The sequence below is a fragment of the Alsobacter sp. P4_H11 genome (assembly GCF_056400925.1).
In genome coordinates this window covers 1-25,444 of sequence record NZ_JBFUKI010000015.1, presented here as the reverse complement: position 1 = coordinate 25,444, position 25,444 = coordinate 1, and the positions used below count along the sequence as shown (strand labels likewise).

32 protein-coding genes, 1 tRNA gene and 1 pseudogene are annotated in these 25,444 nt (G+C 66.2%); 24 read left to right on the top strand and 10 right to left on the bottom strand.

The features are described from left to right. Positions 1-44: 44 nt before the first annotated feature. A complete protein-coding gene (plsY, locus tag AC1DSZ_RS21870) occupies positions 45-641 on the top strand; it encodes a glycerol-3-phosphate 1-O-acyltransferase PlsY (protein ID WP_476840442.1) in 597 nt (198 codons plus the stop codon). Next, entirely contained in the window at positions 638-1,918 is a 1,281-nt protein-coding gene (gene dprA / locus AC1DSZ_RS21865) for a DNA-processing protein DprA (protein WP_476840441.1), read from the top strand. Before plsY ends, dprA begins: the two co-directional genes overlap by 4 nt. On the opposite strand, the gene AC1DSZ_RS21860 is transcribed toward dprA, so the two are convergent. Next, positions 1,881-2,135, bottom strand: coding sequence for a hypothetical protein (locus AC1DSZ_RS21860; protein ID WP_476840440.1), 255 nt, complete (start codon positions 2,133-2,135; stop codon positions 1,881-1,883). The genes dprA and AC1DSZ_RS21860 overlap by 38 nt on opposite strands. A gap of 349 nt (positions 2,136-2,484) precedes the next feature. Here AC1DSZ_RS21860 and AC1DSZ_RS21855 point away from each other — a divergent pair, with 349 nt between their 5' ends. Further along, positions 2,485-3,033 (top strand): hypothetical protein, encoded by a 549-nt coding sequence (locus tag AC1DSZ_RS21855; RefSeq protein ID WP_476840439.1) that lies wholly within the window; start codon positions 2,485-2,487, stop codon positions 3,031-3,033. A gap of 10 nt (positions 3,034-3,043) precedes the next feature. Here AC1DSZ_RS21855 and ruvX read toward each other — a convergent pair whose 3' ends face one another. Beyond that, a complete protein-coding gene (gene ruvX / locus AC1DSZ_RS21850; protein WP_476840438.1) occupies positions 3,044-3,544 on the bottom strand; it encodes a Holliday junction resolvase RuvX in 501 nt (166 codons plus the stop codon). Between the two features lie 106 nt (positions 3,545-3,650). Here ruvX and AC1DSZ_RS21845 point away from each other — a divergent pair, with 106 nt between their 5' ends. The 6 genes from AC1DSZ_RS21845 to gatB all read left to right on the top strand — a co-directional run bounded on the left by AC1DSZ_RS21845 (position 3,651) and on the right by gatB (position 8,759). Continuing rightward, positions 3,651-4,349 (top strand): metal-dependent hydrolase, encoded by a 699-nt coding sequence (locus tag AC1DSZ_RS21845; protein ID WP_476840437.1) that lies wholly within the window; start codon positions 3,651-3,653, stop codon positions 4,347-4,349. A 333-nt stretch (positions 4,350-4,682) separates the two neighbouring features. Then, positions 4,683-4,970, top strand: coding sequence for an Asp-tRNA(Asn)/Glu-tRNA(Gln) amidotransferase subunit GatC (gene gatC, locus AC1DSZ_RS21840; RefSeq protein ID WP_476840436.1), 288 nt, complete (start codon positions 4,683-4,685; stop codon positions 4,968-4,970). 63 nt (positions 4,971-5,033) lie between these two features. Then, positions 5,034-6,512, top strand: coding sequence for an Asp-tRNA(Asn)/Glu-tRNA(Gln) amidotransferase subunit GatA (gene gatA, locus AC1DSZ_RS21835; RefSeq protein ID WP_476840435.1), 1,479 nt, complete (start codon positions 5,034-5,036; stop codon positions 6,510-6,512). 3 nt (positions 6,513-6,515) lie between these two features. Further along, the gene (locus AC1DSZ_RS21830) at positions 6,516-6,725 is read left to right on the top strand and encodes a hypothetical protein (protein WP_476840434.1); all 210 of its coding nucleotides are present in this window, start codon (positions 6,516-6,518) and stop codon (positions 6,723-6,725) included. Between the two features lie 154 nt (positions 6,726-6,879). Further along, the gene (locus tag AC1DSZ_RS21825; RefSeq protein WP_476840433.1) at positions 6,880-7,188 is read left to right on the top strand and encodes a hypothetical protein; all 309 of its coding nucleotides are present in this window, start codon (positions 6,880-6,882) and stop codon (positions 7,186-7,188) included. Between the two features lie 83 nt (positions 7,189-7,271). After that, positions 7,272-8,759 carry an Asp-tRNA(Asn)/Glu-tRNA(Gln) amidotransferase subunit GatB gene (gene gatB / locus AC1DSZ_RS21820; RefSeq protein WP_476840432.1) on the top strand — a complete coding sequence of 496 codons (1,488 nt, stop codon included), beginning with the start codon at positions 7,272-7,274 and terminating at the stop codon, positions 8,757-8,759. A gap of 3 nt (positions 8,760-8,762) precedes the next feature. Here the strand turns inward: gatB and AC1DSZ_RS21815 are convergent, their stop codons facing one another. Together AC1DSZ_RS21815 and AC1DSZ_RS21810 are read right to left on the bottom strand one after the other, a co-directional pair. Continuing rightward, positions 8,763-9,407, bottom strand: coding sequence for a DUF2238 domain-containing protein (locus AC1DSZ_RS21815; RefSeq protein WP_476840431.1), 645 nt, complete (start codon positions 9,405-9,407; stop codon positions 8,763-8,765). Further along, on the bottom strand, positions 9,398-9,919 hold the full coding sequence (locus AC1DSZ_RS21810; RefSeq protein ID WP_476840522.1) for a DedA family protein: 522 nt from the start codon (positions 9,917-9,919) through the stop codon (positions 9,398-9,400). The genes AC1DSZ_RS21815 and AC1DSZ_RS21810 overlap by 10 nt, the downstream gene beginning before the upstream one ends. A gap of 222 nt (positions 9,920-10,141) precedes the next feature. Between AC1DSZ_RS21810 and AC1DSZ_RS21805 the strand changes: the two genes are divergently transcribed. Beyond that, positions 10,142-10,780 carry a glutathione S-transferase family protein gene (locus AC1DSZ_RS21805; RefSeq protein ID WP_476840430.1) on the top strand — a complete coding sequence of 213 codons (639 nt, stop codon included), beginning with the start codon at positions 10,142-10,144 and terminating at the stop codon, positions 10,778-10,780. Further along, complete coding sequence (locus AC1DSZ_RS21800; RefSeq protein WP_476840429.1) at positions 10,777-11,247, top strand: N-acetyltransferase family protein; 471 nt, start codon at positions 10,777-10,779, stop codon at positions 11,245-11,247. Before AC1DSZ_RS21805 ends, AC1DSZ_RS21800 begins: the two co-directional genes overlap by 4 nt. A 61-nt stretch (positions 11,248-11,308) precedes the next feature. On the opposite strand, the gene AC1DSZ_RS21795 is transcribed toward AC1DSZ_RS21800, so the two are convergent. Then, entirely contained in the window at positions 11,309-11,620 is a 312-nt protein-coding gene (locus AC1DSZ_RS21795) for a hypothetical protein (RefSeq protein ID WP_476840428.1), read from the bottom strand. Positions 11,621-11,883: 263 nt separating this feature from the next. On the opposite strand from AC1DSZ_RS21795, the gene AC1DSZ_RS21790 reads away from it, so the two are divergent. Beyond that, positions 11,884-12,594: a glutathione S-transferase N-terminal domain-containing protein gene (locus AC1DSZ_RS21790; RefSeq protein WP_476840427.1), complete on the top strand. Its 711-nt coding sequence runs from the start codon at positions 11,884-11,886 to the stop codon at positions 12,592-12,594. 46 nt (positions 12,595-12,640) lie between these two features. On the opposite strand, the gene AC1DSZ_RS21785 is transcribed toward AC1DSZ_RS21790, so the two are convergent. Further along, positions 12,641-13,108 (bottom strand): DUF2147 domain-containing protein, encoded by a 468-nt coding sequence (locus AC1DSZ_RS21785; protein WP_476840426.1) that lies wholly within the window; start codon positions 13,106-13,108, stop codon positions 12,641-12,643. Between the two features lie 368 nt (positions 13,109-13,476). Here AC1DSZ_RS21785 and AC1DSZ_RS21780 point away from each other — a divergent pair, with 368 nt between their 5' ends. The 3 genes from AC1DSZ_RS21780 (at position 13,477) to ku (ending at position 15,296) form a co-directional block, all read left to right on the top strand. Further along, positions 13,477-13,746, top strand: coding sequence for an SEL1-like repeat protein (locus tag AC1DSZ_RS21780; protein ID WP_476840425.1), 270 nt, complete (start codon positions 13,477-13,479; stop codon positions 13,744-13,746). 272 nt (positions 13,747-14,018) lie between these two features. Then, positions 14,019-14,112, top strand: a tRNA-Ser gene (locus AC1DSZ_RS21775). A gap of 281 nt (positions 14,113-14,393) precedes the next feature. Next, positions 14,394-15,296 (top strand): non-homologous end joining protein Ku, encoded by a 903-nt coding sequence (ku, locus tag AC1DSZ_RS21770; RefSeq protein ID WP_476840424.1) that lies wholly within the window; start codon positions 14,394-14,396, stop codon positions 15,294-15,296. 20 nt (positions 15,297-15,316) lie between these two features. On the opposite strand, the gene AC1DSZ_RS21765 is transcribed toward ku, so the two are convergent. Next, positions 15,317-16,006, bottom strand: coding sequence for a LuxR C-terminal-related transcriptional regulator (locus AC1DSZ_RS21765; RefSeq protein ID WP_476840423.1), 690 nt, complete (start codon positions 16,004-16,006; stop codon positions 15,317-15,319). Between the two features lie 233 nt (positions 16,007-16,239). On the opposite strand from AC1DSZ_RS21765, the gene AC1DSZ_RS21760 reads away from it, so the two are divergent. Beyond that, the gene (locus tag AC1DSZ_RS21760) at positions 16,240-16,425 is read left to right on the top strand and encodes a DUF3606 domain-containing protein (protein ID WP_476840422.1); all 186 of its coding nucleotides are present in this window, start codon (positions 16,240-16,242) and stop codon (positions 16,423-16,425) included. Between the two features lie 298 nt (positions 16,426-16,723). Continuing rightward, entirely contained in the window at positions 16,724-17,263 is a 540-nt protein-coding gene (locus AC1DSZ_RS21755) for an ATP-dependent DNA ligase (protein WP_476840421.1), read from the top strand. Between the two features lie 10 nt (positions 17,264-17,273). Here the strand turns inward: AC1DSZ_RS21755 and AC1DSZ_RS21750 are convergent, their stop codons facing one another. Beyond that, entirely contained in the window at positions 17,274-17,537 is a 264-nt protein-coding gene (locus AC1DSZ_RS21750) for a DUF6894 family protein (protein ID WP_476840420.1), read from the bottom strand. 382 nt (positions 17,538-17,919) lie between these two features. On the opposite strand from AC1DSZ_RS21750, the pseudogene AC1DSZ_RS21745 reads away from it, so the two are divergent. The 3 genes and pseudogenes from AC1DSZ_RS21745 to AC1DSZ_RS21735 all read left to right on the top strand — a co-directional run bounded on the left by AC1DSZ_RS21745 (position 17,920) and on the right by AC1DSZ_RS21735 (position 19,919). Beyond that, positions 17,920-18,566: pseudogene (locus AC1DSZ_RS21745) on the top strand (SOS response-associated peptidase). 68 nt (positions 18,567-18,634) lie between these two features. After that, positions 18,635-19,432, top strand: coding sequence for a DUF930 domain-containing protein (locus AC1DSZ_RS21740; RefSeq protein WP_476840419.1), 798 nt, complete (start codon positions 18,635-18,637; stop codon positions 19,430-19,432). A gap of 25 nt (positions 19,433-19,457) precedes the next feature. Further along, positions 19,458-19,919 (top strand): Ros/MucR family transcriptional regulator, encoded by a 462-nt coding sequence (locus AC1DSZ_RS21735; RefSeq protein ID WP_476840418.1) that lies wholly within the window; start codon positions 19,458-19,460, stop codon positions 19,917-19,919. Positions 19,920-19,996: 77 nt separating this feature from the next. On the opposite strand, the gene AC1DSZ_RS21730 is transcribed toward AC1DSZ_RS21735, so the two are convergent. Further along, complete coding sequence (locus AC1DSZ_RS21730; RefSeq protein WP_476840417.1) at positions 19,997-20,227, bottom strand: hypothetical protein; 231 nt, start codon at positions 20,225-20,227, stop codon at positions 19,997-19,999. Between the two features lie 203 nt (positions 20,228-20,430). Between AC1DSZ_RS21730 and AC1DSZ_RS21725 the strand changes: the two genes are divergently transcribed. Continuing rightward, a complete protein-coding gene (locus AC1DSZ_RS21725) occupies positions 20,431-20,637 on the top strand; it encodes a hypothetical protein (RefSeq protein ID WP_476840416.1) in 207 nt (68 codons plus the stop codon). 266 nt (positions 20,638-20,903) lie between these two features. Then, entirely contained in the window at positions 20,904-21,194 is a 291-nt protein-coding gene (locus AC1DSZ_RS21720; RefSeq protein WP_476840415.1) for a hypothetical protein, read from the top strand. A 37-nt stretch (positions 21,195-21,231) separates the two neighbouring features. Here AC1DSZ_RS21720 and AC1DSZ_RS21715 read toward each other — a convergent pair whose 3' ends face one another. Then, complete coding sequence (locus AC1DSZ_RS21715) at positions 21,232-23,289, bottom strand: methyl-accepting chemotaxis protein (protein ID WP_476840414.1); 2,058 nt, start codon at positions 23,287-23,289, stop codon at positions 21,232-21,234. Positions 23,290-23,532: 243 nt separating this feature from the next. On the opposite strand from AC1DSZ_RS21715, the gene AC1DSZ_RS21710 reads away from it, so the two are divergent. Further along, a complete protein-coding gene (locus AC1DSZ_RS21710) occupies positions 23,533-23,949 on the top strand; it encodes a hypothetical protein (protein WP_476840413.1) in 417 nt (138 codons plus the stop codon). A 631-nt stretch (positions 23,950-24,580) separates the two neighbouring features. Next, entirely contained in the window at positions 24,581-25,201 is a 621-nt protein-coding gene (locus tag AC1DSZ_RS21705) for an ATP-dependent DNA ligase (RefSeq protein WP_476840521.1), read from the top strand. The last annotated feature ends 243 nt before the right edge of the window (positions 25,202-25,444 follow it).

Sequence of the window (25,444 nt, the reverse complement as noted above, 5' to 3'; positions counted from 1 at the left end):
GCGGGCGCGACTGTTGAGCCACCAACCCGCCGCGGCGAATTTTCATGCTCCTCCTCGTCTTTCTCGTCCTCGGCTACGCGCTCGGCTCGATCCCGTTCGGCCTCCTGATCACGCGCCTGGCCGGGACGCAGGACATCCGCTCCATCGGCTCCGGAAACATCGGCGCCACCAACGTGCTGCGCACCGGCCGCAAGGGCCTGGCGGCCGCCACGCTGCTGGGAGACGCGCTGAAAGGCACGCTCGCGGTCGTGATCGCGGCGCGGTGGGGGCTGGAGCCGGCCCTGGCGGCGGCGGCCGGCGCCTTCCTGGGCCACGTCGCGCCGGTGTGGCTGGGCTTCAAGGGCGGCAAGGGCGTCGCGACGTTCCTGGGCGGGCTGATCGGGCTGGCGGCGACGCCGGTGGGCTGGATTCCGGCGCTGCTGTTCGCGGCCCTGTGGCTCGGCTGCGCGGTGATCACGAAATACTCCTCCGCATCCGCGCTGCTCGCCAGCGCATCCGCGCCCGTCTGGATGGCGTGGGCGGGACAGCGCGAGGCCGCGCTGGTCTACGCCGTTCTGGTCGCGCTGCTGTGGTGGAAGCACGAGGCTAACATTCGCCGGCTGCTGGCCGGAACCGAAGGCCGCATCGGGAGCAAGGGATGAGCCTGGAGGCCGGACGACCCGCGCCGGCGCTCACCGACCAGCAGCGGTTCGACTGGCTGCGCCTGATCCGCTCCGAAAACATCGGCCCGCGCACCTTCAGGGCCCTGATCAACCATTTCGGCAGCGCCGGGGCGGCGTTGCGCGGGTTGCCGGACCTGGCGCGCAGCCGCGGCGCGAAGGCCGTGCGGATCTGCACGCAAGCCGAGGCCGAGCGCGAGTGGGAGGCGGCGCGGCGCCTGGGCGTGCGCTTCGTGGCCTCGGGCGAGCCCGACTACCCGACCGCGCTGCGGGCGATCGACACCGCGCCGCCGATCCTGTGCGTGCGTGGGCGCGCCGAGGCGCTGCTGCGCCCGTGCGTCGCGATCGTGGGTTCGCGCAACGCCTCCGCGACCGGGCAGCAGCTCGCGATGCGCATGGGGCACGAGCTTGCGGGGGCGGGCTTCACGGTGGTGAGCGGGCTGGCGCGCGGGATCGACGCGCGCGCGCACGAGGCCACGCTCGCGTCCGGCACGGTCGCGGTGCTGGCGGGCGGGCACGATCGCATCTACCCGGCCGAGCACGCGCCCATGCTGGAGCGCATGCTCGAGCGCGGCGCGGCCGTGTCCGAGATGCCCATGGGCTGGGAGCCGCGCGGGCGCGATTTCCCCCGCCGCAACCGCATCGTGTCCGGCATGTCGCTGGGCGTCGTGGTGGTGGAGGCGGCGCGGAAATCCGGCTCGCTGATCACGGCGCGCTTCGCGCTGGAGCAGGGCAGGGAGGTTTTCGCCATCCCGGGCTCGCCGCTGGATCCGCGCGCGGCGGGAACCAACGACCTCCTGAAGCAGGGCGCGACGTTCACGACCGGGGCCGAGGACGTGATCGCGGCGTTGCAACCGCTGATCGCCGCCGAGCCGGGCGCGAGCCTGATGCGCGACGGCGGCAAGGACAGGGTCGACCAGGAACAGCTTTGGGACGAGCTCGACCTTTTTGGGGACGCGCCGCCGACCCTGACCGCGCCCGTGCAGGGCTATTCGTTCGAGGAGCGGACGTCCGAGGCCCCGGGCGAGGCGGAACCGGCAGACCCCCTGAAGCGGATAGAAGCGCTGCTCGGGACAAGCCCGGTCGGGATGGACCTGCTGGTGAGGTCCTCGGGCCTGCCGGTCGCGACGGTGCGGTCGGCCTTGCTGGATCTCGAGGTTGCGGGCCGGATCGAGAGGCACGGAGCGGGGATGCTGTCGCTCCGGCCCGCCGAGGCCGCGGTCAGGACGGCGCCGCCGCAGCGTTGCGACGAGCCGTGACATTGGCCTCGATCTTCGCCATCTCGAGGAAGTAGGCCAGGAGGTCCAGGTTGGCGGCCCGGGCGATCACGGCCATCTCGGTGGTCATCTGGGCGATGTAGCGCGCGATGTCCTCCGTCGCGGCCGGCTCCTGCGGGGCGGGCGTGAACCCCCGGGCGCGGCCATTGGCCGGAATGGAAGCCCCGAAGGGGATGGTCTGGGATTTCAGAGCGGGCATGACTTGCTCCCTTGGGGCTCGATGCTCAAGGCCGATTCGGCCGCCGTTCGATAGAACGTGATCAAACGATGCCTCATCATTTGGTAAATGTATAGAGCGATGTTGCGTCTCATGGGTTGCAAATTGCGCACCATGGTTGGCTGGATGACGAATGCAACCGAATGACCCGCCTGATTGCAGGCCCGTAAATTAACCGTAAACGCTGCAAACGGGCCCGTCTTTTCGCCGGCCGTTTTCCAGTGGCCTCAATCGCGGCCCTAATCCCGCCATCAAGCATTCAGCATTCATTCACTTGAAAACTGTCATTTCACTCTGGAGCGGGCTGATTGAGACCCGCGCGGAGATGACGATGTCGGTCTTGGGAATGCGGTCGCGGCTGGTTCGGTCGGTGCTGGGCGGCTGCCTCTCGCTCGCGATCGTGGCCGCCTTGGCGCCGGCTGCGGAAGCCCGGCCGCGGCGGCCCGGCTACGCGGCCGGATACCACCACGGCCCCGCCCCCTACCGCCGCCACCGGGGCGGAAACGGCGCCGCGCTGGCCGCCATCGCGGGGATCGCGGCCATCGGCATCGGGGCCGCCATCGCGTCGTCCAACCGGCCCTGGTCGCGCGAGTATGAGAACGTCGATCCGCGCTACGGCTATGCGCCCGCGCGCGGCTATCGCGGACCGTATTTGCCGGAGCCCGGCTATGTGGACGAGCCGGAGGTCGTCTACGAGCCCGCGCCGGTCTACGCGCCGAGGCCGGTTTACCAGCCCCGCGTGATGTATGCGCAGCCGCCCATGCGCAGCGCGTGGGACGGCGGGCAGCGTTATGGAAACCCGGGCTGGCGGCCCCATCATCGCGGCTGGAACGAGATCCGCGCGCAGCAGGAAATGCTCGACCGTCACACGCGCCATTGAGGCGCGCCGGTCAGTTCCGGTCGGCGTCGTCCTGGGCCTTGCGGGCGATCGCGGCCAGCCGGTCCAGCAGGCCCTGCAGGATGTAGGCAGCGGCGAGCTTGTCCACCACTTCGTCGCGGCGGGCCCGGGAGGCGTCCGCCGCGATCAGCGTCCGCGTGACGGCGGCGGTGGAGAGCCGTTCGTCCCAGTACACGATCGGCAGCGGCGTCATGGCGGCGAGGTTGCGCGCGAAGGCGCGGGTGCTCTGGACGCGCGGGCCCTCCGTGCCGTCCATGTTCAACGGCATGCCAAGCACCAGCGCGCCCACGGCGTGCCTGCTCGCGTGGGCGAGCAGCGCCGTGGCGTCGGCCTTGAACTTGGTGCGGCGGATCGTTTCCAGCGGCGTCGCGATGCGGCGCTCGACGTCCGACAGCGCGAGGCCGATGGTCTTCGTGCCGAGGTCCATCCCGATCAGGCGGGCATGGCGGGGCAGCTCGAGAATCGGCGAAAGGTCGGCGTCGGGCGCGATCATGCGCCTTCATGGGCCCTGATGCGGGCGTGAGCAAGCGCCGGCGCATTGCCGCCGGCCGCGTCCCCGCTACATTCGACGCCAGCCCGTCGCATGCGAGGAGAGTTCCATGAAGATCACCTGGTTCGGCCATTCCGCGTTCCGGCTCGATTTTGCCGGGAAAGCCGTGTTGATCGATCCGTTCTTCACCGGCAATCCCGCCTTCACGACCGACCGCGCCGCCGCGGTGGCGGGCGTCACCGATATCCTGGTGACGCATGGCCATGGCGACCACATCGGCGACACGGTCGCGATCGCCAAGGAGACCGGCGCCAAGGTGGTCACCAACTACGACCTGTGCATGTACCTGGCCTCGCAGGGCGTCGAGAAGTTCGACCCCATGAACACCGGCGGCACGATCGACGCGGGCGGCTTCCAGGTTTCGCTGGTGCGGGCGGATCATTCCGCCGGGCTGGTGGAGGCCGGCGTCGGCTTCCCGCTCGGCAGCCCCAACGGCATCGTGGTGCGGGCGGCCGGCGAGCCCACCGTCTACCACATGGGCGACACGGACATCTTCGGCGACATGGCGCTGATCAACGAGATCTACGCGCCCCGGATCGGCCTCGTGCCGATCGGCGACCGCTTCACCATGGGAGCCGCCTCGGCCGCGCTGGCGTGCAAGAGGTTTTTCCAGTTCGAGACCGTGATCCCGTGCCACTATGGCTCGTTCGGGATCATCGACCCAAACGCGGACAAGTTCATCGCCGCGATGGCGGGCGGGACCACCAAGGTGCTCACGCCGGAGAAGGGCGTGAGCGTGGAGGTGTGAGGAGGGCGGCTGAGCTGCGGCAATCCCCTCACCCCAGCCCTCTCCCCGTTCCGGGGAGAGGGGGCCTGCTGCGGCGGCGGCTGCGGCGCCGGTCGCGCCCTTCTCCCCGGCGCGGGGAGAAGGTGGCCGAGCGAAGCGAGGTCGGATGAGGGGATCGGCGGGACCAACCTCACCCCAGCCCTCTCCCCGTTCCGCGGAGAGGGGGCCTGCTGCGGCGGCGGCGCCGGTCGTAGCCTTGCGCGCAAATGTCTTCCTGTTGCGGCTGCGGGGCGCGCGGGATAGAAGGCGCTGCGGCTGGGCGCGGGCTCGGTTGCTGTTTCCGAAGAGGTCCGAATGTCCGTCGACCAGGCGACCGTCCGGCGCATCGCGCATCTTGCGCGGGTGGCCGTCACCGAGGAGGAGGTGCCGCACCTCCAGGGCGAGCTGAACGCCATCCTGGCCTTCGTGGAGCAACTCGATGAAGTCGACGTGTCGGGCGTCGAGCCGATGACCTCCGTGACCCCCATGGTGATGAAGAAGCGCCAGGATGAAGTCACCGACGGCGGCATCGCGGACGTGATCGTCGGCAATGCGCCCATGACCGAGGACCATTATTTCATGGTCCCCAAGGTGGTCGAGTAAGTTTCCACTGTCCGCCGCCTTGCGGCGACCTGCGCCCTGCCGCGGGAGAACCAGAGTTCAGCCATGACCGACCTCACCGACCTTACCCTCGCCGAGGCCCGCGACGCCCTGAAGGCGAAGCAGGCGTCCTCCACGGAGATCACCGGCGCCTTCCTGAAGGCCATGGAGGCGGCGCGCGGCCTCAACGCCTATGTGCTGGAGACGCCCGAGCAGGCGCTCGCGATGGCGAAGGCCTCGGACGAGCGGCTGGCGAAGGGGCAGGGCGGGGCGCTGGAAGGCCTGCCGCTCGGCATCAAGGACCTCTACGCCACCAAGGGCGTGCGCACCACGGCGGGCTCCAAGATCCTCGGCAATTTCGTGCCGGCCTACGAATCGACTGTCACGTCGCAGCTGTGGCGCGATGGCGCGGTGATGCTCGGCAAGCTCAACAATGACGAGTTCGCGATGGGCTCGTCCAACGAGACCTCGGCCTTCGGGCCGGTGAGCTCGCCTTGGCGACGTGAGGGCTCCAACGCCGCGCTGGTGCCCGGCGGCTCCTCGGGCGGGTCGTCCTCGGCCGTTGCGGCGCGGCTCTGCCTGGGCGCGACCGCGACCGACACGGGCGGCTCCATCCGCCAGCCGGCGGCGTTCACCGGCACGGTGGGGATCAAGCCCACCTATGGCCGCTGCTCGCGCTGGGGCATCGTCGCCTTCGCGTCGTCGCTGGACCAGGCCGGGCCGATCGCCCGCACGGTGCGGGACAACGCCATCCTGCTACGCTCCATGGCCGGGCACGACCCCAAGGACACGACCTCGGTCGACATCGCGGTGCCGGACTACGAGGCGGCGGTGGGCCGCTCGATCAAGGGCATGAAGATCGGCATTCCCAAGGAATACCGCGTCGACGGCATGCCGGCCGAGATCGAGGCGCTGTGGGGCAAGGGCGCGGAGTGGCTGAAGGCGGCGGGCGCGGAGCTCGTCGACGTGTCGCTGCCGCACACCAAATACGCGCTGCCGGCCTACTACATCGTGGCTCCGGCGGAGGCCTCCTCCAACCTCGCCCGCTATGACGGCGTGCGCTACGGCCTGCGCGTGCCCGGCAAGGACATCCAGGAGATGTACGAGAAGACCCGCGCGGCGGGCTTCGGCAAGGAAGTGCGCCGGCGCATCATGATCGGCGCCTATGTGCTCTCGGCGGGCTACTACGACGCCTATTACGTGAAGGCGCAGAAGATCCGCACGCTGATCAAGCGCGACTTCGAGGAGGTCTACGCCCAGGGCGTGCACGCCATCCTGACGCCCGCGACGCCCTCGGCCGCGTTCGGCATCGGCGAGAAGGGCGGGGCGGACCCGGTGGAGATGTACCTCAACGACGTCTTCACCGTGACGGTGAACATGGCGGGCCTGCCCGGCATCGCGGTGCCGGCCGGGATGTCGTCCGAGGGGCTGCCGCTGGGCTTGCAGCTGATCGGCCGGCCCTTCGACGAGGAGACGCTGTTCTCGGTGGCCGAGGTGATCGAGCAGGCGGCGGGGCGGACCCGGCTTCCCGACGCGTGGTGGTGAGCCGTGTTCAGCACGGCCGTCGCCTCCGCGTGCCTGTCCGTGCTGCAATGGCTTCTCTGGCTCACGGCAGGGCTGCTGCTGCTGCTGATCGTCGTCCAGGCCCTGCGCGGGGACGCTGACGCCCAGCCGGGCACGACGGCCGTGATGGCCGTCCTCGCCGGTGCTGTTGGCTGGATGTTCGGCGCCGCCGGCCGGCGGCTGGCGCGACGGTGAATGCCATCCTCCCGTCATTGCGAGCCGGAGGCGAAGCAATCCAGTCTACTGTCAGACCTTTAGACTGGATTGCTTCGCTGCGCTCGCAATGACGGGAGTATGGCTTCGGCCTTTCTACCCCACCGCCACCTCTCCTTGAGAACAGGACCCACCGATGCCCCCGCACTTCTGGCAGGACCTCGAGCCCTATCGGTGGGTGGTTCTGCTCGCCTTCGTCGATCCGGTCGTGATCGCGGTCGGGCTCTGGATCGGCTGGAAGGCCGACCAGGCGGCCAAGCTGCTGCTGGCCGGCTTCGCGGCGGTGATCGCGGCCGTGGCGGTGAGCTTCCTGCTGCGCTTCGTCGGCGTGAGCTGGTTCGAGGGCGGCTACTTCTTCGGCGGCGCCCACGCGCTGTCGCGGTTCTTCGCCGGCGTGCTGTGGGCCGTGGCAGGCTACACGGCGCGGCGGGCGAGCGGGCGGTGAGGGTCGCCCCCTTGACCCCGCGCGCCTGAAACATGAAAAGCGGGGCTCGGCCTCCCGGCCCGCCCGACACGAGAGATCATCCGATGAACGCCATCGTCGACAGCCGCACGCTCGATCCCAAGAAGCTCATCAAGGGCGCGACCGGGGATTGGGAGATCGTGGTCGGGATGGAGATCCACGCGCAGGTGACGTCGAAGTCGAAGCTGTTCTCGGGCGCTTCGACGGAATTCGGCGGCGAGCCGAACGACCACGTGTCGCTGGTGGACGCCGCGATGCCCGGCATGCTGCCGGTGATCAACGAGGAATGCGTCAAGCAGGCGATCCGCACCGGGCTCGGCCTGAAGGCGCAGGTGAACCTGCGCTCCACATTCGACCGCAAGAACTACTTCTACCCGGACCTGCCGCAGGGCTACCAGATCAGCCAGTACAAGAGCCCCATCGTGGGCGAGGGCGAGGTGGTGGTGGACCTGCCAGAGAGCGGCGGCCAGATCACGGTCGGCATCGAGCGGCTGCATTTGGAGCAGGACGCCGGCAAGTCGCTGCACGACCAGCATCCGACCATGAGCTTCGTGGACCTGAACCGCTCGGGCGTGGCGCTGATGGAGATCGTGTCCAAGCCCGACATCCGCTCCTCCGAGGAGGCGCGCGCCTATGTGACCAAGCTGCGCACCATCCTGCGCTATCTCGGCACCTGCGATGGCGACATGGAGAAGGGGAGCCTCCGCGCCGACGTGAACGTGTCGGTGCGCCGCCCGGGCGAGCCCTTCGGCACGCGCTGCGAGATCAAGAACGTGAACTCGATCCGCTTCATCGGGCAGGCGATCGAAACCGAGGCGCGGCGGCAGATCGGCATCCTGGAGGATGGCGGCACGATCGACCAGGAGACGCGCCTGTTCGATCCGGGCCGCGGCGAGACGCGGTCCATGCGCTCCAAGGAGGAGGCGCACGACTACCGCTATTTCCCGGATCCCGACCTGCTGCCGCTCGAGTTCGACCAGGCCTACGTGGACGCGCTCGCCGTGCACCTGCCGGAGCTGCCGGACGCCAAGAAGGCGCGCTTCATCGCCGACTACGGGCTCTCGCCCTATGACGCGGGCGTGCTGGTGGCCGAGCAGGAGCAGGCCGCCTATTTCGAGGCGGTCGCCAAGGGCCGCGACGGCAAGGCGGCGGCGAACTGGGTGATCAACGAGCTGTTCGGCCGTCTCAACAAGGAAGGCAAGGACGTCACGACCTCGCCGGTGTCGCCGGCGCAGCTCGGCGGCATCGTGGACCTGATCGGCGAGGGCGTGATCTCGGGCAAGATCGCCAAGGACCTGTTCGAGATCGTCTGGACCGAGGGCGGCGACCCGCGCGAGTTGGTCGAGAGCCGCGGCATGAAGCAGGTCACCGACACGGGCGCGATCGAGGCGGCCGTGGACGCCGTGATCGCCGCCAACCCGGACAAGGTCGCGCAGGCGCAGGCCAAGCCGACCATGATCGGCTGGTTCGTCGGCCAGGTGATGAAGCAGTCGGGCGGCAAGGCCAACCCGCAGGCCGTGAACGACATCCTCAAGGCGAAGCTGGGGATTTGAGAGTTACGCTCCCTCGGGCGGCGGCAGCCTTCGGAGGGAGCGATCGTGCAGCGGGATCAGGATCATCGCGCATAGAGCGCCGATGAGCGCCATCAGCATGTCCGACTGCGTGTCCCAGACATCGCCCTGGGTTCCCAGAAACGCATCCGCGGCTTCGCCGGTCGCGATTGCAACGCGCCACTCGATGATCTCGTAAAGCGCGCTGAACGCGAGCGGCGCCGCCGCCATGAGGATCGGCACGAAGGCGCTGCGGGGCGCCTGCCTGAACGGCGAGTAGCGCACCAGCAACTCGCGAGTCAGGATCGCCGGCACGAAGCCCTGGGCGAAGTGTCCGAGCTTGTCATAGTTGTTGCGGACGCCGCCGATCCAGTCGCGGACCCAATCCCCGGCCGGGACCAGCGCATAGGTAAAGTGTCCGCCCACAAGCAGAATCAGCGCATGCGCGAGGATCAGCACATAGAGCAGATCCGACAACGGCCAGCGTTTTCGGGTGAGCGCCAGAAGCGGGAAGGCGATCAGAGCCGGAATCGTTTCGAGCCACCAGGTCAGGCGGTCGTGGGCGCCGAAATACGACAGCGGCAGCGCCGAAACGAAGACGGCGGCGAGCGCTATCGGGACCAGCCGTTGCGGAGAGTCGCCTAGAACCACTTTTGCAGCGCCTCCACGCCGAACGCCCCGGCGCCCAGCGTCCAGGTCGCCCACGCGAAGGCGGAGAGCCAGTTGGCGAGCTGGAAGCTCCATTGCGGCATCTGGCAGGCGCCGGCGACCAGCGGCACGGCGGCGCGCAGGGGCCCGAGGAAGCGGCCGAAGAACACGCCCGCCCAGCCCCATTTCTGGAAGGCCGCATGGCCACGGGGCAACAGGTCCGGATGCTTGTTGAGCGGCCACATGCGCGAGATGGGCTCGTGGTAGTGGTAGCCGAGCCAGTAGGACAGCCAGTCGCCCAGCGCCGCGCCGAGCGCCGCCGCGAACCAGATGGGCAGGAACGCGATGCCGCTCGCCCCCACCATGACGCCGATGCCCCACAGGATCACGGTGGCGGGGAGGAGCAGCGACACGAAGGCGAGCGATTCACCGAAGGCGAGCGCGAACACGATCGGGATGGCCCAGCCCTCGTGGTCGCGTAGGAAAGCCAGGATGGGCTCGACGAAATCAGGCACGTTCAAGCGGCGCGTCTCCCGGGGGCATGGATCAACGAAGGGGAGGCGTCCCGTCGAACCGCATGCTGGCTGCGATCTCGGCGCAGAGGTGGTGAGCGCGGGCGTGAAGTCAACCGCGAAGCCGGCCCGGCGCCGGCCTTTCGGGCCCCCTTGCGCCTTGCGGCGGCCCCGCCAAGCTGTAGTCTCCGGCCGCTGCCCATCTGGCAGGCACGAGGACGTCCCATGACTGCGCGCTTTACCCTCCACGGCATCTTTCTGTCCGGCCCCACCTACAAGGTCGGCCTCGCGCTGGCGCTGGCCGGCGAGCCCTTCGACTACACGCACGTGAACCTGCGCGCCGGCGAGCACAAGACGCCGGAGTTCATGGCCAAGAACCGCTTCGGACAGGTGCCATGCCTGACGGACAATTCCAACGGCCGCAACCTGTGCCAGTCGGCCTCCATCCTGGAATACATCGCCGACAAGACCGGCAAGCTCGGCGGCGCGACGCTGGACGAGCGCGTCGCCGCGCGCGAATGGATGTTCTGGGTGTGGGACAAGCTCGCCGCCCCGGTGTACCGGACGCGCTCGGCCAAGTTCGGCTTCCGCACCCTCGACGACGCCACCCTGGCGATGTACGCGACCGAGTCGGCCGGGGCGCTCGAGTTCCTCGACAAGGCGCTGGCGGGCCGCTCCTGGCTGGTCGGCGAAGGGCCGACCATCGCGGATATCGACGTGTACGGCGTGGTCCACTACACGGCCGACGCCGGCATCGATCTCGCCCCCTATCCGAACGTCGTCGCCTGGGTAGAGCGCTTCCGGGCGCTGCCGGGCTTCGCCGAGCCGACCGCGCTGTTGCCGCAGGAAAGCAAGGCTGCGTGAGCCGGGAGCTCCTGATCCGCGAAGCCACGGCCGCAGACCTCGCGGCCGTGGTGGAGTTGCACGCCGCGGACGCCCTGGGCGCCCACGGCGACGCCTGGACGCCCGACGCGCAGGATGACTACGCGCGGGCCTTCGCGGCCATCGCCCGCCATCCCGACCACACGCTCTATGTCGTGGAGGCGGGCGGCGCGGTGGTGGGGACGTTTCTGCTCAGCTTCCTGCCTGGTCTCACCGGGCGCGGCGGGCTGCATGCGCAACTGCGGTCCGTGCAGGTGCGGGCGGACCAGCGCTCGGGCGGCATCGGCGCGCGGCTGCTAGGCTTCGCCGAGGAGAAAGCCCGGTGCCGGGGCGCGGCCGTGATGGAGCTCACCTCCAGCATGCGCCGGGTGGACGCGCACCGCTTCTATGAGCGGCACGGCTACGGCAAGACGCATTTCGGCTTCAAGAAGAAGCTGGGAACAGGCTGAGCCCGACGCAAAAAGCCCCCGGCCGGGCCGGGGGCTTTCGGGATGGCGCGCGGCGCCGGGATCACTTCTTCTTCAGGCACTCGCTGGAGAACTGGCGCCAGGTCTTGCCCTCGGTCTTGCCGGCCTTCTTGGCGGCCTGCCACTCGGCGCCGCATTCCTTCATGCGATTGCGCGAGGCCATCTGCGCCTCGGACGGCGGCTTCTTCTCGGCAGCCGGGGCGGCTGCGGCGGGGGCGGCCGTTGCGGGGGCCGGAGCGGCGGGCGCCGCGGCGGCGGGCGCGGGCTTCTTCAGCGGGTTGGCGGCAGTCTGGGCGACTGCGGGGGCGGCGGCGGCCAGAAGAACCGCGAGCGCTGCGATGAGGCTGGTTTTCATGGAAAAGAACTCCCCATGCCCGGGGCATTGGCCCACGCCGGGAACCCGGCGCCGCCCCCGGACTCACCGGCGGGCGCGAAGCCCCGCAGCATCCTCCCTTTTCGGGGGGCGCCGCAAGAGCCGGCTGCAGGGTTGCGGAAAATCAATGATGCGACACGGGGAAGGCCGCACGGCGCACGTCAGCCGCGCTGCGGCGCGGACTTCCGGCGGCGGCGGCTTCGGCCTACCGTGGCGCATCGTCTTGAAGTTCGAGGACCACCCGCATGTCCGCAGCGCCCGCGACCCCGATCGATCTTTACTACTGGCCGACGCCCAATGGCTGGAAGATCAGCATCATGCTGGAGGAAACCGGGCTGCCCTACACGGTGCGGCCGGTGAACATCGGCAAGGGCGACCAGTTCAAGCCCGAATTCCTCGCTATCGCGCCGAACAACCGCATGCCGGCCATCGTCGACCATGACGGCCCCGGAGGCGAGCCGATCTCGGTGTTCGAGTCGGGCGCGATCCTCCAGTATCTCGGCCGCAAGACCGGGCAGTTCTACCCGGCCGACGAGCGCGCCCGCGTGGCCGTGGAGGAGTGGCTGTTCTGGCAGATGGGCGGGCTCGGCCCCATGGCGGGCCAGACGCACCATTTCCGCATCTACGCTCCCGAGCAGGTGCCCTACGCGATCACGCGCTACACCAACGAGGTGAACCGGCTCTACGGCGTCATGAACAAGCGCCTCGCCGAACGCGAGTACCTCGCCGACGCCTACTCGATCGCCGACATGGCCTGCGTCGGCTGGGTGCGCGGCTGGGAGCGGCAGGGCCAGAACATCGAGGACTTCCCGCACCTGAAGCGCTGGTTCGAGTCCGTGATGGCGCGCCCGGCGGTGGTGCGCGGCATGGCGGTGCTGGCCGAGGAGCGCGCCAAGGTCGACCTCTCCAAGGACAAGGCCGCGCAGGCGGTTCTCTTCGGCCAGAAGGCGCGCTGAAGCGCCGGGAAACGGGCGCGGCGCGGAGACCCCGCGCCGCCGGTCCTCAGTCGACGCGCGTCAGCGTCTCGGCCTTGCAGATCATGCCGCCCATGACGCAGCCCTCGAGCTTCAGATGCTGCGCGTCGATGGCGCTCAGGAAGCCCGTGTAGGTCTTGCCCTCGTCGGCCTTGTAGACCTCGCCCTTCCACTGGTCCGGCTTGCCGGTCGGCTTCATGTTGAGCACGATCGGCAAGCCGAGCAGCGGGCGGCCGCGGCGGCCCGCGTCCGGGTTCTGGTCGTCCGTGCGGGGCTTGCCGTCCGGGCCGGCCGGGTCCTTCAGCCAGCTGATGGAGCCGCACAGCGCGTCGCCCCCGCACCGCGCGATCTTGATCCGCGACGTGCCGGTGGCGCGCAGCCATGTGCCGGTCGCGTCGGCCGCTGCGGCGTGCGCCGGAGCCAGCAGGCCGGCCGCCATCGCGGCGGCGGCGAGGAGGCGCATCGGCCCGGGCAGCGCGGTTATGTGTTCAGCCATCTGGCGGTTCCCCATCGGCGTCGCATGCGCCGTTGCGCCCATCATCCATCCCTGTCGGGTTCTGGCAAGCGCTTCGGCGGTTGCGCGCAGAGTCAAGGATCCGTGAACGTAAACCTTCAGGCCCTTGCAGCAGCCGTGACGCGATTCGTTGTGCAGTCTGGGATTTCGAGCCTCAACGCGGTGAACGAAGGTTTAGATTTACCGCTCGTTTTCGTTTCGATTACCTCTGATTCATCGTGCTTATTAGCTCGCTTTTGGAGAAATTGCGGTGAAATGCAGGTGTTCAAGGCGACGCTCCTGAACCGAGCCGGACGCCTGAAGTAATCGAGAAGATCTCCGCAGAAGCGGAGCAAGTGGGAAACAGGACCATGGCGCGTTTTGAAATGAACACGGCCGAGATGGCCTCGATCGCGGCGGGCGAAATGGACGGCCTCGCCTTCCTGGAGCTCGGCATGATGTACGCCGCCGGGCGCTCGGTGGAGGTCGACCGCATCGCCGCCCACAAGTGGCTGAACATCGCCGCCGCCCGCGGCTGCCGTGACGCCATTCCGCTGCGCGCCGAGATCGCGGCCGAGATGACCACGGCCGAGATCGCCGACGCCCAGCGCGCCGCCCGCATGTGGCTGACGCTGCACTAAGCAGCCGCGGCCGCCCCGGGGCGACCTGGGTCCACGCCGCGCCTGGACCCGCCTGGGAGGGCAGGGGACCCGCGTTCGGCGACCGGCCCGGCCTCCGCGCCATGGCCGCCCCGAGGGCCCACACGGCCGCCCACCGCGGCCCGCCGCCACGGCGCCGAGCCGCCTAGCCCGGCCACGGCCCGCGCCGCCCGACCCCGGCCGCGCGCCCTCGCGCCGCCAGCCTCATACGCCCGTTGACCAGCCGCCCCTGATCGCCTAGAGCTTCCCGCGCCGGAGACGTGGCCGAGTGGCTGAAGGCGGCGGTTTGCTAAACCGTTATAGGTTTGTAAAGACCTATCGAGGGTTCGAATCCCTCCGTCTCCGCCAGTCCTAGCGGGCAAGCCTTTATATTCACGAGATAGTTCCGAGCTCGTCAGCTTGCTCCCCCAACATCTACCCCAACATACATCGCCAGATGCTTGCCCTCCGATTAGTCACCCAAGGCATCATGGGGCCGGCGGAGCTTTGATGCTGCCGCACAGCAACTGCACGCTGCGAACCTCGTCGCGTCTTCATAGACGTAACGTGTCCCAAGCTTCAGCGGAACGAATCGCACAGCCTCAGGTTGAGTCCGCCAGTTGCGGCGTATCGAGTTGGGGAGGGCCAGAATGGCTCCTCGTGCGAATTGGAAGGGCTATCTCAAGCTCTCCCTGGTGTCTTGCGCTGTGGCGCTCTATCCGGCCTCTAGCTCCTCCTCCCGGGTCTCGTTCAACACCCTGAACCGGCAGACCGGCAACAAGGTGAAGCGTATCTACGTCGACCCGGACACGGGCGAGGAGGTGACGAGCGACGACCAGGTCAAGGGCTACGCCGTCGCGAAGAACTCCTATGTGACGATCGACGACGCCGATCTGGACGCGATTAAGATCGAGAGCTCGCACACGGTCGACATCGAGAAATTCGTGCCGCGCTCGGAGATCGACCCCCGCTACATGGACGCGCCGTACTACATCGCGCCCGATGACCGGGTGGCGCAGGAAGCGTTTGCGGTTATCCGAGAAGCCATGCGCGACGGCGGCATGGTCGCGCTGGCCCGGGTCGTGATCGCCCGGCGCGAACGGATCATCATGATCGAGCCCTGGGAGAAGGGACTGCTCGGGACCGTGCTGCGCTACGGCTATGAGGTCCGGGACGCGGCTGCCTACTTCGAGGACATCCCCGACATGCCGATCCCGGCCGACATGAAGGATTTGGCGCACGTAATCGTGCAGCGAAAGGCCGGCCATTGGGATCCGGCCGAGTTCGAGGATCGGTATGAGACGGCCGTCGTGGAGATGCTGAAATCCAAGCAGGCCGGCGCTGCCGTGGTCGATGCGCCCACGGCGCCGCGGCCGAGCAACGTCGTGAACCTCATGGATGCGCTCCGCCGCAGTATCGAGACCGAAAAAGCCGCGCTGGCGACCGCAGAACCCAAGCCGCTAGCCGCATCGAAGAAGCCGAAAGCAGCGAAGAAGGCGGAGGCCGCCGCCGAGCCAAAGAAGGCAAAGAGCGGTGCGCGAAAGCGGGGCTGAGCAGGGAAGCCGTGTGCCGCTCAGAGCTGCATATGCGGATAAAGAGTGCTGATCTTGTAGGCCACTTCCGTCCGGTTGCGAGCCTTCAGCTTCTTCATGATGTTGCGTACGTGCACCTTCACGGTGCTCTCACACATGTTGAGCTCGTAGGCGATGATCTTGTTCGCCTTGCCCTGTCGTAAAGCTTTGGCGACGGCCGCTTGGCGACTGGTGAATGGCGCATCTTGCGCTTCCGCTGGTGCGGGAGCCTGTGCTGTGGCTGGACGATGTTGCACGAGGCTGGACGCCGGTACGAACACGCCGCCCGCCTTCACCAAGCCGAGTGCGCCAAACGCGACCTCAAGGCTGACGCTGGTCGGAATGTACCCACGCGCGCCCATCTCGAGCGCTCCGAGGATAGACTCGAAATCTTCTGCATCCGAAACCACCACGATCGGGGGCGGGTTGTCCGACTTGGCGAGCGCCGCGATGTCGCGCTGCATCTCCTCGTCCGCCGTCTTGCGAGCGCTTCGGAACACCATCACGAGCGGCGCCGCGCCGGTCTCCAGTCCGGCATCCTGCCAGGCTTGCAGCGAGTTGAAGGCGTGAACCTCTAGCGTGCCGTCCATAGCTTGCAGGCAGCGCGCCAAGCAGTCGCGGAGCAGGACACGATCATCGATGATGACAAGGTGGGTTGCAGCCGCGGCCGCCGTACTTTGGCCCGAACTCATTCCCATCTCCTCGATAAGCATATGTCGCATCGGCTGACTCCGTGTTTCCCGAACGGTCTTGGTATCTGGGGCGGTTCGAAAGAGCCCACCGATGAATGACCTCAACAGTCCGTCGCACATCCGGCGCCAATCGAGATGGACCGTGTTGACACAAGAATGGATCGCTTCGGGGCGAGCGGGTGGGAACGGAGGTGCTCAGCTTTCGATTGAGTCTGCTCTGAGCGGAGCGAGACATGAGCGACGAAAAGACCAAGAAGGGCCAGCAGGACCGCAGTCGAGTAGCGGCCGAAGAAGGCTACGAACTCCGATACTTTGCCAAGAAGCACGGCATCACGGTCGACCAGGCCGAGCAGCTCATCAGGGAGCACGGCAATAGGCGAAGCGAGCTCGATGCGGCCGCCGAGAAGCTGAAGCGATGAGGCTCGGTGGTGGATCGGACCTCGCCAACTTGGGCTGAGGACTTCGCCGAGGAGCTGGTTGCGAAGTACGGCAGCTTGAGTGTCGACGCTTTCACACGCAAATGCGCGGAAATGATCGCGGAGCTTGGTTTGCCCGCGGCTGAGGAGGATCTCCTCTCGGCAACAATAAGCGCAGCCTACATGCAGCGGCGGAACTCGCCGCCCACCCTTCACTGACATGGACTGGCGTCCTCCACCCCTTGCACGTGACAAACGCTCTAATCCACCCGGGTTCATCATTCCCTGTCAGCCAACGCTGGTGCACGAGGTCCCGGCGGATCCGCGCTGGATCCACGAGATCAAGCACGACGGCTATCGGATGATCTGCCGCAAAGACGGAGGCCGGATCAGGATCTGGAGCCGACAGGCCGTCGCGTGGACAGAAGGGCTGCCCGGGATCGCGGCGGCGCTCCGGCTGTTGCCCTGCAGTTCCTGCGTGCTTGATGGCGAGGCCGTGGTGCAGCGGGAGGACGGGACAGAGGACTTCTATGCCCTGCGTTCGCGGGAGTCGGCCCGCAACGCCATCCTGATCGCGTTCGACATCCTGGAAATCAATGGCCGGGATCTTCGGCCGGTGCCGCTGATGGAGCGCAAGGGCGAGCTCTGGCGGCTGCTGACGGCTGGCGCCGGCGCGATCGCCGCGGCCGACTACCTGGAGAGTGGCGGCGACGTGCTCTTCAAGCACGCCTGCGAGATGGGCCTTGAGGGCGTCGTGTCCAAGCGCCGAGACAGCCCGTATCGGTGCGGGCGGGCTGTGTTGTGGCAGAAGGTGAAGTGCGCTGGGTATGAGCGACGGTGACACACAGCCCTCAGTGGGGCTTCCCAACATCCGGGCCCTGGTGGGGCATTAGCGCTGTCGTGAAAGGCATTGCGACAAGCAGCTTGCCGTCGGCGCCGCAGATCTCGAAACGGCTGTCGAGCATGTTGCGTCCGTCGCGGGCAGCATCGGCAATCATCTCACGTGCGCCCTCCACTGCGTCGTGAATGGCAGCCCCGAGATCAAAAAATTCTGCCCCTTCAACGTCCGTAGCGAGACCCCTGCTCGATCGTATGTGGGTGAAATACCGTGCCATCTCTTAAAACATCAAGACTCGGGTGGAGGTTCGAGTGCTCAAGCGATCTCGCTCCGTCTTTCTGTCCTACTAGTGCCTAGCGTTTGCAGACAGACCGTCTAGGGCCGGTTGTATCCTCGCGATCTTCTGCCCAAGCGTCAGGTTTGCCCAACCGGAACGGTCTACCTTCCCTCCGAAACGTCGAACCTGTTCTGAGATCAGGTCGAGCATCTCAGCTGCCGGAAGTTGGGCTTCCTGAGCTTCCTTGAGGATCTCGTAGGGGCAACGCATCGCGACCGGCCCTCTTTGACGATCTCTGAGCAGACAACAATCAAGCCTAAGAGGCAAGCTCGGTTATCTCGAACGCTGGCCGTAGCGGTGGGCCTGCGGCTACACTGCAGGCATGTGCAATCTCTACAGCATGACCAAGAACCAGGCCGCGATCCTGGAGCTCACCCGGGCTATGCGCGACAGCACGGGCAATCTCCCGAGCTTGCCGGGGATCTTCCCTGACCAGATGGCGCCGGTGGTGCGCCATGCGCCGGACGGCGTGCGCGAGTTGGCCATGCTACGCTGGGGCATGCCGTGCCCGCCTGCCTATGGGGCCAGGCCGTGACCAACATCCGGAACACCAAGAGTCCTCACTGGCGCGCCTGGCTGAAAACCTCCAATCGCTGCTTGGTCCCTTTCACGTCCTTCTGCGAGTACGAGGACACCAAGCCGCGCAAGACGCCAACTTGGTTCGCCTTGGACGAGAGCCGGCCGCTGGCGTTCTTTGCAGGCATCTGGACAGGCTGGCACGGCCTGCGGGGAACCAAGGCCAACCCGATCGAGGGCCGTCACGAGCTTTTCGGTTTCCTGACAACGGAGGCCAACGCTGAAGTTGGGGCCGTCCATCCGAAAGCCATGCCGGCGATCCTGACGGCACCGAATGAATGGGAAGCCTGGTTGAATGCGCCGGCCGAGGAAGCTTTACGGCTACAGCGGCCGCTACCGGACGGCACCCTTATTGTCGTCGCCCGCGGGCCGCGGGAAGACTCGAACGGTTAGGCCCTGCGCATCCCAGTTGCACGGCCGACTAGCACAAGGGCATAACCTTCCGGTCGGACTTCCCGGAGATGCGTCGTGTCGACGCCGCTTATCAGCTTATGCCGGCGGCGCGTTGGGTTGCACAGTCCGACCGCTCGCGCGCGCTGGTCGCCTCTCTGGCCTTGCACATCCTCCTGATTGGATTGTTCGTTTCGCAGCGGGTGAATGCGCCCGACGAACTGCAGGAGCCGATCCCCGTCGAACTGGTCATCGACCAAACCCCTGAGACGGCCGTCAAACCGGCCCCGCCGACGGCCGACCAGCCCGCGCCGCCAACCCCAGGCCCGAACGTAGAGTCGCCGGCGGCGCCGAGCGTGCCCCGTCCCGCGGTTCCGAGCTCGACGATCAAAGCGACGGAGCTTTACTCCGCCCAGCTCCTGCAAGATCCGCGAAGCCGTCGGTCGCGAGAGACGCTGGCCAAGCTCGCCCCGAGCGCCAGGCTGGAGCAGATCTGCAACCTGGAAGCCATGGCCCAGATCGCGGCTCACGACGGAGGCGTCAAACCGGACAAAGTTCTGGCCTACGCCTTTGAGCCCGTGCGTCTCGACGGGCTGAAGCTGGTCGCGGCGGGAGCGGCTTACCACGCGGGCCACAACTGGTATCGGCTTCGGTTCACTTGCAGCGGCGATGACAAAGGCGCGGCGGTGAAGTCCTTCGAATTCATCGTCGGATCGGCCGTCCCGCGGCAACTTTGGGAAGACCACTATCTTACCGGCGGCTTCGATGCTGACCCAGCGCGGCGACGCGAACTCGCAGTCTTCGGACCTATGTCGATAGGCTATAGAGCTGATTGGCACTGTCCGCATCACCGCAATTGCTTTAAGTAAAAAGCTCTTACGAGGGGAGCAGCACATGCAAGAACAACAAAACGACCTGGCATCTATGACGGCTGACATCGTCACGGCCTACGTGGCGAACAATTCCGTGCCTGCCGCAGATCTGCCTGCGCTCATCAAAGCCGTGCATGCGGCAATGGCCGCCGCGGCCGGCGGCGCGATCGCCGAGCCCGAGCCCGGAGCTTTGAAGCCCGCTGTTCCGGTCAGGAAGTCGATCACACCCGACGCAATTATCTGCCTGGAAGACGGTAAGTCGTTCAAGTCGCTGAAGCGTCACCTGATGACCAGGTACGGCCTGAGCCCTGCCGACTACCGCGCGAAATGGGGTCTGCCGAGCAATTACCCAATGGTCGCGCCCAACTACGCGGCATCTCGATCGGCGCTGGCCAAGTCGATGGGGCTTGGCGTCAACCGCCGTCAGGCGGTTGAGCCGGTTCCGGTTCCGGCCAAGCGCGGCAGGCCGAAGAAAGCTGCTTAAGCCGCTGCCGAGAAAGCCGGTTAAGAGGTTGTCGGAGAAAAGGGCGAGCCCCGCGGCTCGCTCAGCAGTCGTCAGGGTCAGTTCGCACACCCGACGTTGGAAGCGCCACGCAGGAGGTCCGAGACCCCCTGCAATGCGAAGGATCCATACGGACCGATATCGCTTTCCAATGCTGCGACGGCTGCGCGATCGAAATATTCGAGCGCATTTACTCGATCCAAGACGCCTTTCTCGACAAGCAGGTCGACCAGCCTGGCGACCTCTGCAATTTTCCCGGGCTCCACCAGCGCAGCAACTTTGTTGATCATCATCGGCCCCGTGGTTCACTGCCGGATGGCAAACGAACACACCTGAGATGCAGCTGCGCCGCAAGATGCGCGCCCTGTGGATAGCGGGGGCATTTTGTGTGTGCTGTCTAAGGATGCGACCGCACGAACGCGGGGGCCATGTCGGTTGACTCTCGTCTACGCCGCTGATGTTCTCTTTTCGTTCTAACGAAGAGAGCGACACGATGTCGACCGCCACCACGCCAGCCGCAGCGCCGACCTACCCCACCGCCGCCGATGTCGACGCACTCTTGGCTGAGTTCGACGGGGACGCCCGAGCCGCCATCAAGGCGCTGCTCGAAGACCTGGCGACCCTGGCCGACGATCGCGAGGCAAGCGTCTCGGCTGGCTTTGTCCGCGGGCGTAGCATCCGGATTGTGGGGCGGCCGTGAGGACTCGGCGGAGCGCATTGTCGGAAGCAGAGTCAAGCGAGCTTCTCCGGGCGGTGGAGGAGTGCCGCTCCGCCGCTGTCCGGGCGCTCACACGCGCTCCGATCGGCTCTGAGGGCGCGATTGCCTGCCGCGAGTTGCTGACCGTCCTAGACAACCTCGTCGGTGCCCTGACCGGCGACCACCGACGATTTTGGGCCAAGCCGCACTACACGCCCGAGGGCGGTGGAGGACGGCTGGACCGGGACTAAGCAGAGCGGAGAGCAATCATGAAAAAGACCGATGAGCGTTCAGAGTCTGCGGCGGCCAGCAAGCGCGTAACCTATTACGTCGCGCTGCCATTCACGCGCGACGACGAAGGCGAGCTGGCCGCCGGCGAGGCTGCCGAGCTCCAGAGCCCTGGTGCCGCCACTCAAGCGGCGAATGCACTGGCAAAGAAGCACGGAGGAGCGGTGGCGTTCTCCCGGTCTGGCGACCCATCCGTCGGCGAGTTCGATGATGCCGTCGTTCTTCTCTGGGTTGGCGACGTGCCGTCTGACCTTCAAAGCTTTACGGGATAGACCGGGCAGGCGCGAAGTGCCCCGGTGGACCACGCTGCTAAGCGCCAGCTCGCACCTTGCGAATGAAGCCTTCGAGGTCGTCGTGGATGCCTTGAACACGATCGGCGTGAAACTGCGTGCCTTTCGCCAGCCGCGAAGCTCCATCCAGCGCGGCGAAAATCTGCTCGTCTGTCCGCGCGAGGAGTTCGGCCATCTGTTCCACTTGTTGGGACGAGATCTCGGACGCTGATCCAATCCGATGCGTGCTCTCCGCACACGCTCCGGCTGCGGTGGCGAGGTTTGCCGCCGTCGACTGCATTTCGGCTGAGATTGACGCAACGTAATCGATCTCTTTTAGAGAACGCGTCACAAGTTCCCGGATATTTCCGACGAGCCTGAAGATGTGCTCGGCTGCCCCGGCCGACTGCGTCGATAATGCTTTTACCTCACCCGCGACCACGGCAAAGCCACGGCCGGCATGGCCAGCTCTCGCCGCTTCGATGGTGGCATTCAGGGCCAACAGATTAGTCTGAGCCGCGATGTCCTGGATCGCCGAAACGATGCGCTCGATCTGTTCGGAGTCGTGTGCCAAGTGCTTCACCGTCGCGAGACAGCGCGCGACTTTCTGAGCGCTGGCTTCCGCTGCATCGGCCACGGTTGACGACATAACAGCGACGTCTTTGACGGAGCAAGAGAGAGCCTCCGCCTCGGTGGCCAATTCTCCGGATCGCTTCACGGTCCCGGCCGCCACACCTCGAGCCATCACGGTCGCTGTGGACGCCTCGTGAGCTCGGTCGAGCATCGTGTCCAGCTCGGTGCTGATCTCGGCGGCCGAGCCCGCAATCGACTGAACGGCTCCACCGATGTTCATCTCCAGCCGAGCTGCGGTGTCTTCCAAGACGCGTTGCTTCTCGAGTTGGCGGCGCTCCTCCTCGACAATCCGATCCGAAATATCGACGATGACACCGTCCCATAACAATCGGTGGCCTTCGGTCCGAGGCACAGCGTCCCACTGAAGCCAGAGCGTCTTGCCGTCAATCACATAGCGACCGCAGAAAGCGCTCGGCGCCATCGTGCGCGCCGAATCCTCCATCGCGGCCCTACACTGGGCCCGGTCGTCAAGATGAATGGTCGCCAAGAGCCGCCGCGGGTCTTTCAGCAGTTCGGTTGGCGACATGTGCAGAAGGGATCGAACACCGTCGGACACATAGGTGAAGCCGATACGGCCACCTTTGTCGCGGAACATTTGAAACACACAGCCCTTTATGTTTTGGACGACGGCCTGCAAGCGGCGATCAGTGTCCGCTAGCGCTTGCGTCGTACGCATCTGAGCGAAATGCCAGATGAGCAGGCGTCCGAGGATATATGCGACCATAAAATTGGCTGCGCTTGCCAGCAAGAGCAGAAGCCACAACGCGCGTATCTGCTCGGCACTGCCGAGAGCGATCGTGCCTCCTCCCGTTGCGAGCCCAGCCAGAGCAGCATACCCTACCACGTCATTGCGGAGGCGCCCGGGGCGGAGCGCCGCCAATCCGGCTGCGGTCATCGAGACGATTCCGATGCTGGCCAGCCCTGGCCACATTCCGACACCACCCATGTAGCCGCGCACTAAGCTGACTGCGGCTCCAGACAGCAATACAGCCACTGGACCGCCCCATCCGGCGACAACGGCGAGAACCGCATTCCGGCCATCAAAGCGAAAGCCGCCCTCAACGATAATAGGATCGGACATGCTCAGGACGGCGATGACCGTTCCAAGAGTACCGATTACGACAGGACCGACGACATTCCCGAGCCGATCGATGCGGCGGCACAGAATGCTGGCCGCCAGCATCGCGCACACCAACTGGGAGGCGTTGTGGAGGTAGCTGAAGACGACTTGCAGCGAGTTCATGTTGCAAACTGAACATGAACTCTTAAGGCTGAGGTTAACTGCCGCGTTCTTGGACATCAGTTGTTTGAGATCGTTCTTCAGGCTGGCTGCGAGGAGACGCTTGAGAAAGGAGCTGGCCTCGAGGGGCTCGCTGCCATGCGGGGTCTCCGCCCGTTTCTGCGCGGAGCCGTGGCTGCCACGGTGGCGGACTTCCTCGACAACCCTCGGCGTCGAATCGGCCACTGCCCACTGTGGGGAGGGTACTGGCCCTGGGTTTGATCGAGCTTGGAACTCAGAGCCCCTTCACAGGTTGAATCGCCATCTACGACGAACCCTTCCCTAAGAGGCCCCGCAGCATGCCCCCGCTGCGGGGCTTTTTATTGAGCCGTGTGGATGATCCATACGCCAGCGACGCTCCCCCTCCCGCCGATCCATGATGTACTTGAAGCGCGAGCGGCTCGGTCCATCGGGCTAGGAGGAGCGGACATGCGGGTGCTTGGACTGGTCGGAATGGTCTGCCTGGGGGGTAGCACCGCAAACGCCGCTGATGTCGATCTCATCTGCGCAGGCTATTTCAAAACCGTGGCAGAGATCGAGGCGCAGGCTCCTCGGCACCCAGTCCCCAAGATGCAGATCATGCTGGACTTCACGTCGCGAGAAGTGGTGATCCAGAGCAATGCTTTCCCGCTGTTCGAAAACGGGTACATAGCCGAGCTTTTCAAGGCCGATGCCACTTCGATAGCTTTCTACAGCAAGCGGGCGCAGCGCTCGGACCCAACTTTTCGGTATCTAGGCGCGCATCTGTCGCGCACGACGGGAGACGTGATGATCACAATCTCCGAGGGCGAGAACGACGGCATTGTCTTGTCGGCAAACTGCCGACCCGCCAGGCCCTTGTTTTAACGTTAGGTCTCATGCCCAGCAGCGCCCGCCCCCAACCGGGGCTTTCTTTTTGGCGATATGCCCCCCTTGTCGGATGTGCGCCTATTCCAGCGGCCCCTAAAAGGGCCAATTACCGCGGCGCTTTCCGCCCCTTAAAAGGAGCTTCGGGAAAATGCATTTCGCCAATTTCCTGTGTAGTTTCCGCGACATAAATTCAGCGAAAAAAGCTACCATTGCAAATTACCCCGCGTCGCCCACCTGAACATAGCTGCGGTGTCGGTCTGACAAGACGGTGGGCCTCAGCTCGGGAAACCGATCGCCGGAACCATGGGGCTCCCCCTCGCCGGCAGCGCAGGCTGAAGCGTGAAGCGCTTTGGGGGACGGGCTCACGTCGGGCTCGCAAGTAGCACGCGATCGTTGGCGGACGCATCGTCCAACGGGCTCACGCATACGTCGCGGCTCCGGTCGGCACGATATGAATGGGCAAAGCACCCACCCGGCCAAATCGGCGGGGCTGGTCGTGCTTTGCCCAGCACTCCATCGCCCACCTAGTCGACACTCTGGGCTTAACAAAGATCGAGTTTATAGAAGAGAGTAGTACGCGAGACAAAGCGACAGCCGGCGGTCGCCCTCGCGAAAAACATGAGTGTTCATGGCCTGGCGCGCTCGCCCTCTGAAACGCAATGAACGCGCGCCGCCGGCGGCCTTCATACCGCCCATGCTGGCCACGCTTTCGGAGGTGATCCCGATCGCGCCCGGGTGGCTCTACCAGGTCAAGCACGACGGCTATCGCATGCAGGGCCACCAGGAAGGGCAGGGCGCGCGCCTTTATAGCCGCACCGGGCTCGTCTGGACCGACCAGCTTCCCCGCATAGCCGCGGGCCTAGGCGATCTCCCCTGCCGTTCGTGCGTGCTTGATGGTGAGGCCGTGGTGCAACTCCCTGACGGCCGGGACGACTTCCAAGCCCTGCGGTCGCGCTCAGGCGCCGGCCGAGCCGTGCTGATGGCCTTCGATCTGCTCGAGTTGGATGGCCGGGACCTTCGCTCTTGGCCGCTGGTCGAGCGCCGCGCCGAGCTGGCCCACCTGCTGGCCTCGCCGGTGGACGGGATCGCCTTCGTTGACGCTCGCGATGAGCACGGGCCGGACCTATATCGCCACGCCTGCGCAATGGGACTGGAAGGCATCGTCTGCAAGCGGAAGGATAGCGCCTATCGGTCGGGGGTCTCGCCAGCATGGCTTAAGGCACGATGTCCGGGCTACAACCGGGCCTGACGACTGCAAAGGGTTAGCAGGGCTTTGGCCATGTCCTCATGGCCCGAAGCCAGACACCCGAGTACGTTTGTTCGAATTGGTACGACGTCAATTCGACCAAGTTGGACGGTTACGTCGTACCAGTGATAATGTCCGGCTTGTGTTTAACGGTTGTCTATCGAAACCGAGATCGCCCGATGGATAGCTCTTCCCAGAATTTGAAAGATGTCGTTGAGAAGTTCGTGGCGGGGCACGGGGAACTGG

Bases quoted from the DNA above. Each gene is read 5' to 3' on its own strand.
- plsY (WP_476840442.1), top strand. From the start codon at position 45: ATGCTCCTCCTCGTCTTTCTCGTCCTCGGCTACGCGCTCGGCTCGATC.
- dprA (WP_476840441.1), top strand. From the start codon at position 638: ATGAGCCTGGAGGCCGGACGACCCGCGCCGGCGCTCACCGACCAGCAG.
- AC1DSZ_RS21860 (WP_476840440.1), bottom strand. From the start codon at position 2,135: ATGCCCGCTCTGAAATCCCAGACCATCCCCTTCGGGGCTTCCATTCCG.
- AC1DSZ_RS21855 (WP_476840439.1), top strand. From the start codon at position 2,485: ATGTCGGTCTTGGGAATGCGGTCGCGGCTGGTTCGGTCGGTGCTGGGC.
- ruvX (WP_476840438.1), bottom strand. From the start codon at position 3,544: ATGATCGCGCCCGACGCCGACCTTTCGCCGATTCTCGAGCTGCCCCGC.
- AC1DSZ_RS21845 (WP_476840437.1), top strand. From the start codon at position 3,651: ATGAAGATCACCTGGTTCGGCCATTCCGCGTTCCGGCTCGATTTTGCC.
- gatC (WP_476840436.1), top strand. From the start codon at position 4,683: ATGTCCGTCGACCAGGCGACCGTCCGGCGCATCGCGCATCTTGCGCGG.
- gatA (WP_476840435.1), top strand. From the start codon at position 5,034: ATGACCGACCTCACCGACCTTACCCTCGCCGAGGCCCGCGACGCCCTG.
- AC1DSZ_RS21825 (WP_476840433.1), top strand. From the start codon at position 6,880: ATGCCCCCGCACTTCTGGCAGGACCTCGAGCCCTATCGGTGGGTGGTT.
- gatB (WP_476840432.1), top strand. From the start codon at position 7,272: ATGAACGCCATCGTCGACAGCCGCACGCTCGATCCCAAGAAGCTCATC.
- AC1DSZ_RS21805 (WP_476840430.1), top strand. From the start codon at position 10,142: ATGACTGCGCGCTTTACCCTCCACGGCATCTTTCTGTCCGGCCCCACC.
- AC1DSZ_RS21795 (WP_476840428.1), bottom strand. From the start codon at position 11,620: ATGAAAACCAGCCTCATCGCAGCGCTCGCGGTTCTTCTGGCCGCCGCC.
- AC1DSZ_RS21790 (WP_476840427.1), top strand. From the start codon at position 11,884: ATGTCCGCAGCGCCCGCGACCCCGATCGATCTTTACTACTGGCCGACG.
- AC1DSZ_RS21785 (WP_476840426.1), bottom strand. From the start codon at position 13,108: ATGGCTGAACACATAACCGCGCTGCCCGGGCCGATGCGCCTCCTCGCC.
- AC1DSZ_RS21780 (WP_476840425.1), top strand. From the start codon at position 13,477: ATGGCGCGTTTTGAAATGAACACGGCCGAGATGGCCTCGATCGCGGCG.
- ku (WP_476840424.1), top strand. From the start codon at position 14,394: ATGGCTCCTCGTGCGAATTGGAAGGGCTATCTCAAGCTCTCCCTGGTG.
- AC1DSZ_RS21765 (WP_476840423.1), bottom strand. From the start codon at position 16,006: ATGAGTTCGGGCCAAAGTACGGCGGCCGCGGCTGCAACCCACCTTGTC.
- AC1DSZ_RS21760 (WP_476840422.1), top strand. From the start codon at position 16,240: ATGAGCGACGAAAAGACCAAGAAGGGCCAGCAGGACCGCAGTCGAGTA.
- AC1DSZ_RS21750 (WP_476840420.1), bottom strand. From the start codon at position 17,537: ATGGCACGGTATTTCACCCACATACGATCGAGCAGGGGTCTCGCTACG.
- AC1DSZ_RS21740 (WP_476840419.1), top strand. From the start codon at position 18,635: ATGCGTCGTGTCGACGCCGCTTATCAGCTTATGCCGGCGGCGCGTTGG.
- AC1DSZ_RS21735 (WP_476840418.1), top strand. From the start codon at position 19,458: ATGCAAGAACAACAAAACGACCTGGCATCTATGACGGCTGACATCGTC.
- AC1DSZ_RS21730 (WP_476840417.1), bottom strand. From the start codon at position 20,227: ATGATCAACAAAGTTGCTGCGCTGGTGGAGCCCGGGAAAATTGCAGAG.
- AC1DSZ_RS21725 (WP_476840416.1), top strand. From the start codon at position 20,431: ATGTCGACCGCCACCACGCCAGCCGCAGCGCCGACCTACCCCACCGCC.
- AC1DSZ_RS21720 (WP_476840415.1), top strand. From the start codon at position 20,904: ATGAAAAAGACCGATGAGCGTTCAGAGTCTGCGGCGGCCAGCAAGCGC.
- AC1DSZ_RS21710 (WP_476840413.1), top strand. From the start codon at position 23,533: ATGCGGGTGCTTGGACTGGTCGGAATGGTCTGCCTGGGGGGTAGCACC.
- AC1DSZ_RS21705 (WP_476840521.1), top strand. From the start codon at position 24,581: ATGGCCTGGCGCGCTCGCCCTCTGAAACGCAATGAACGCGCGCCGCCG.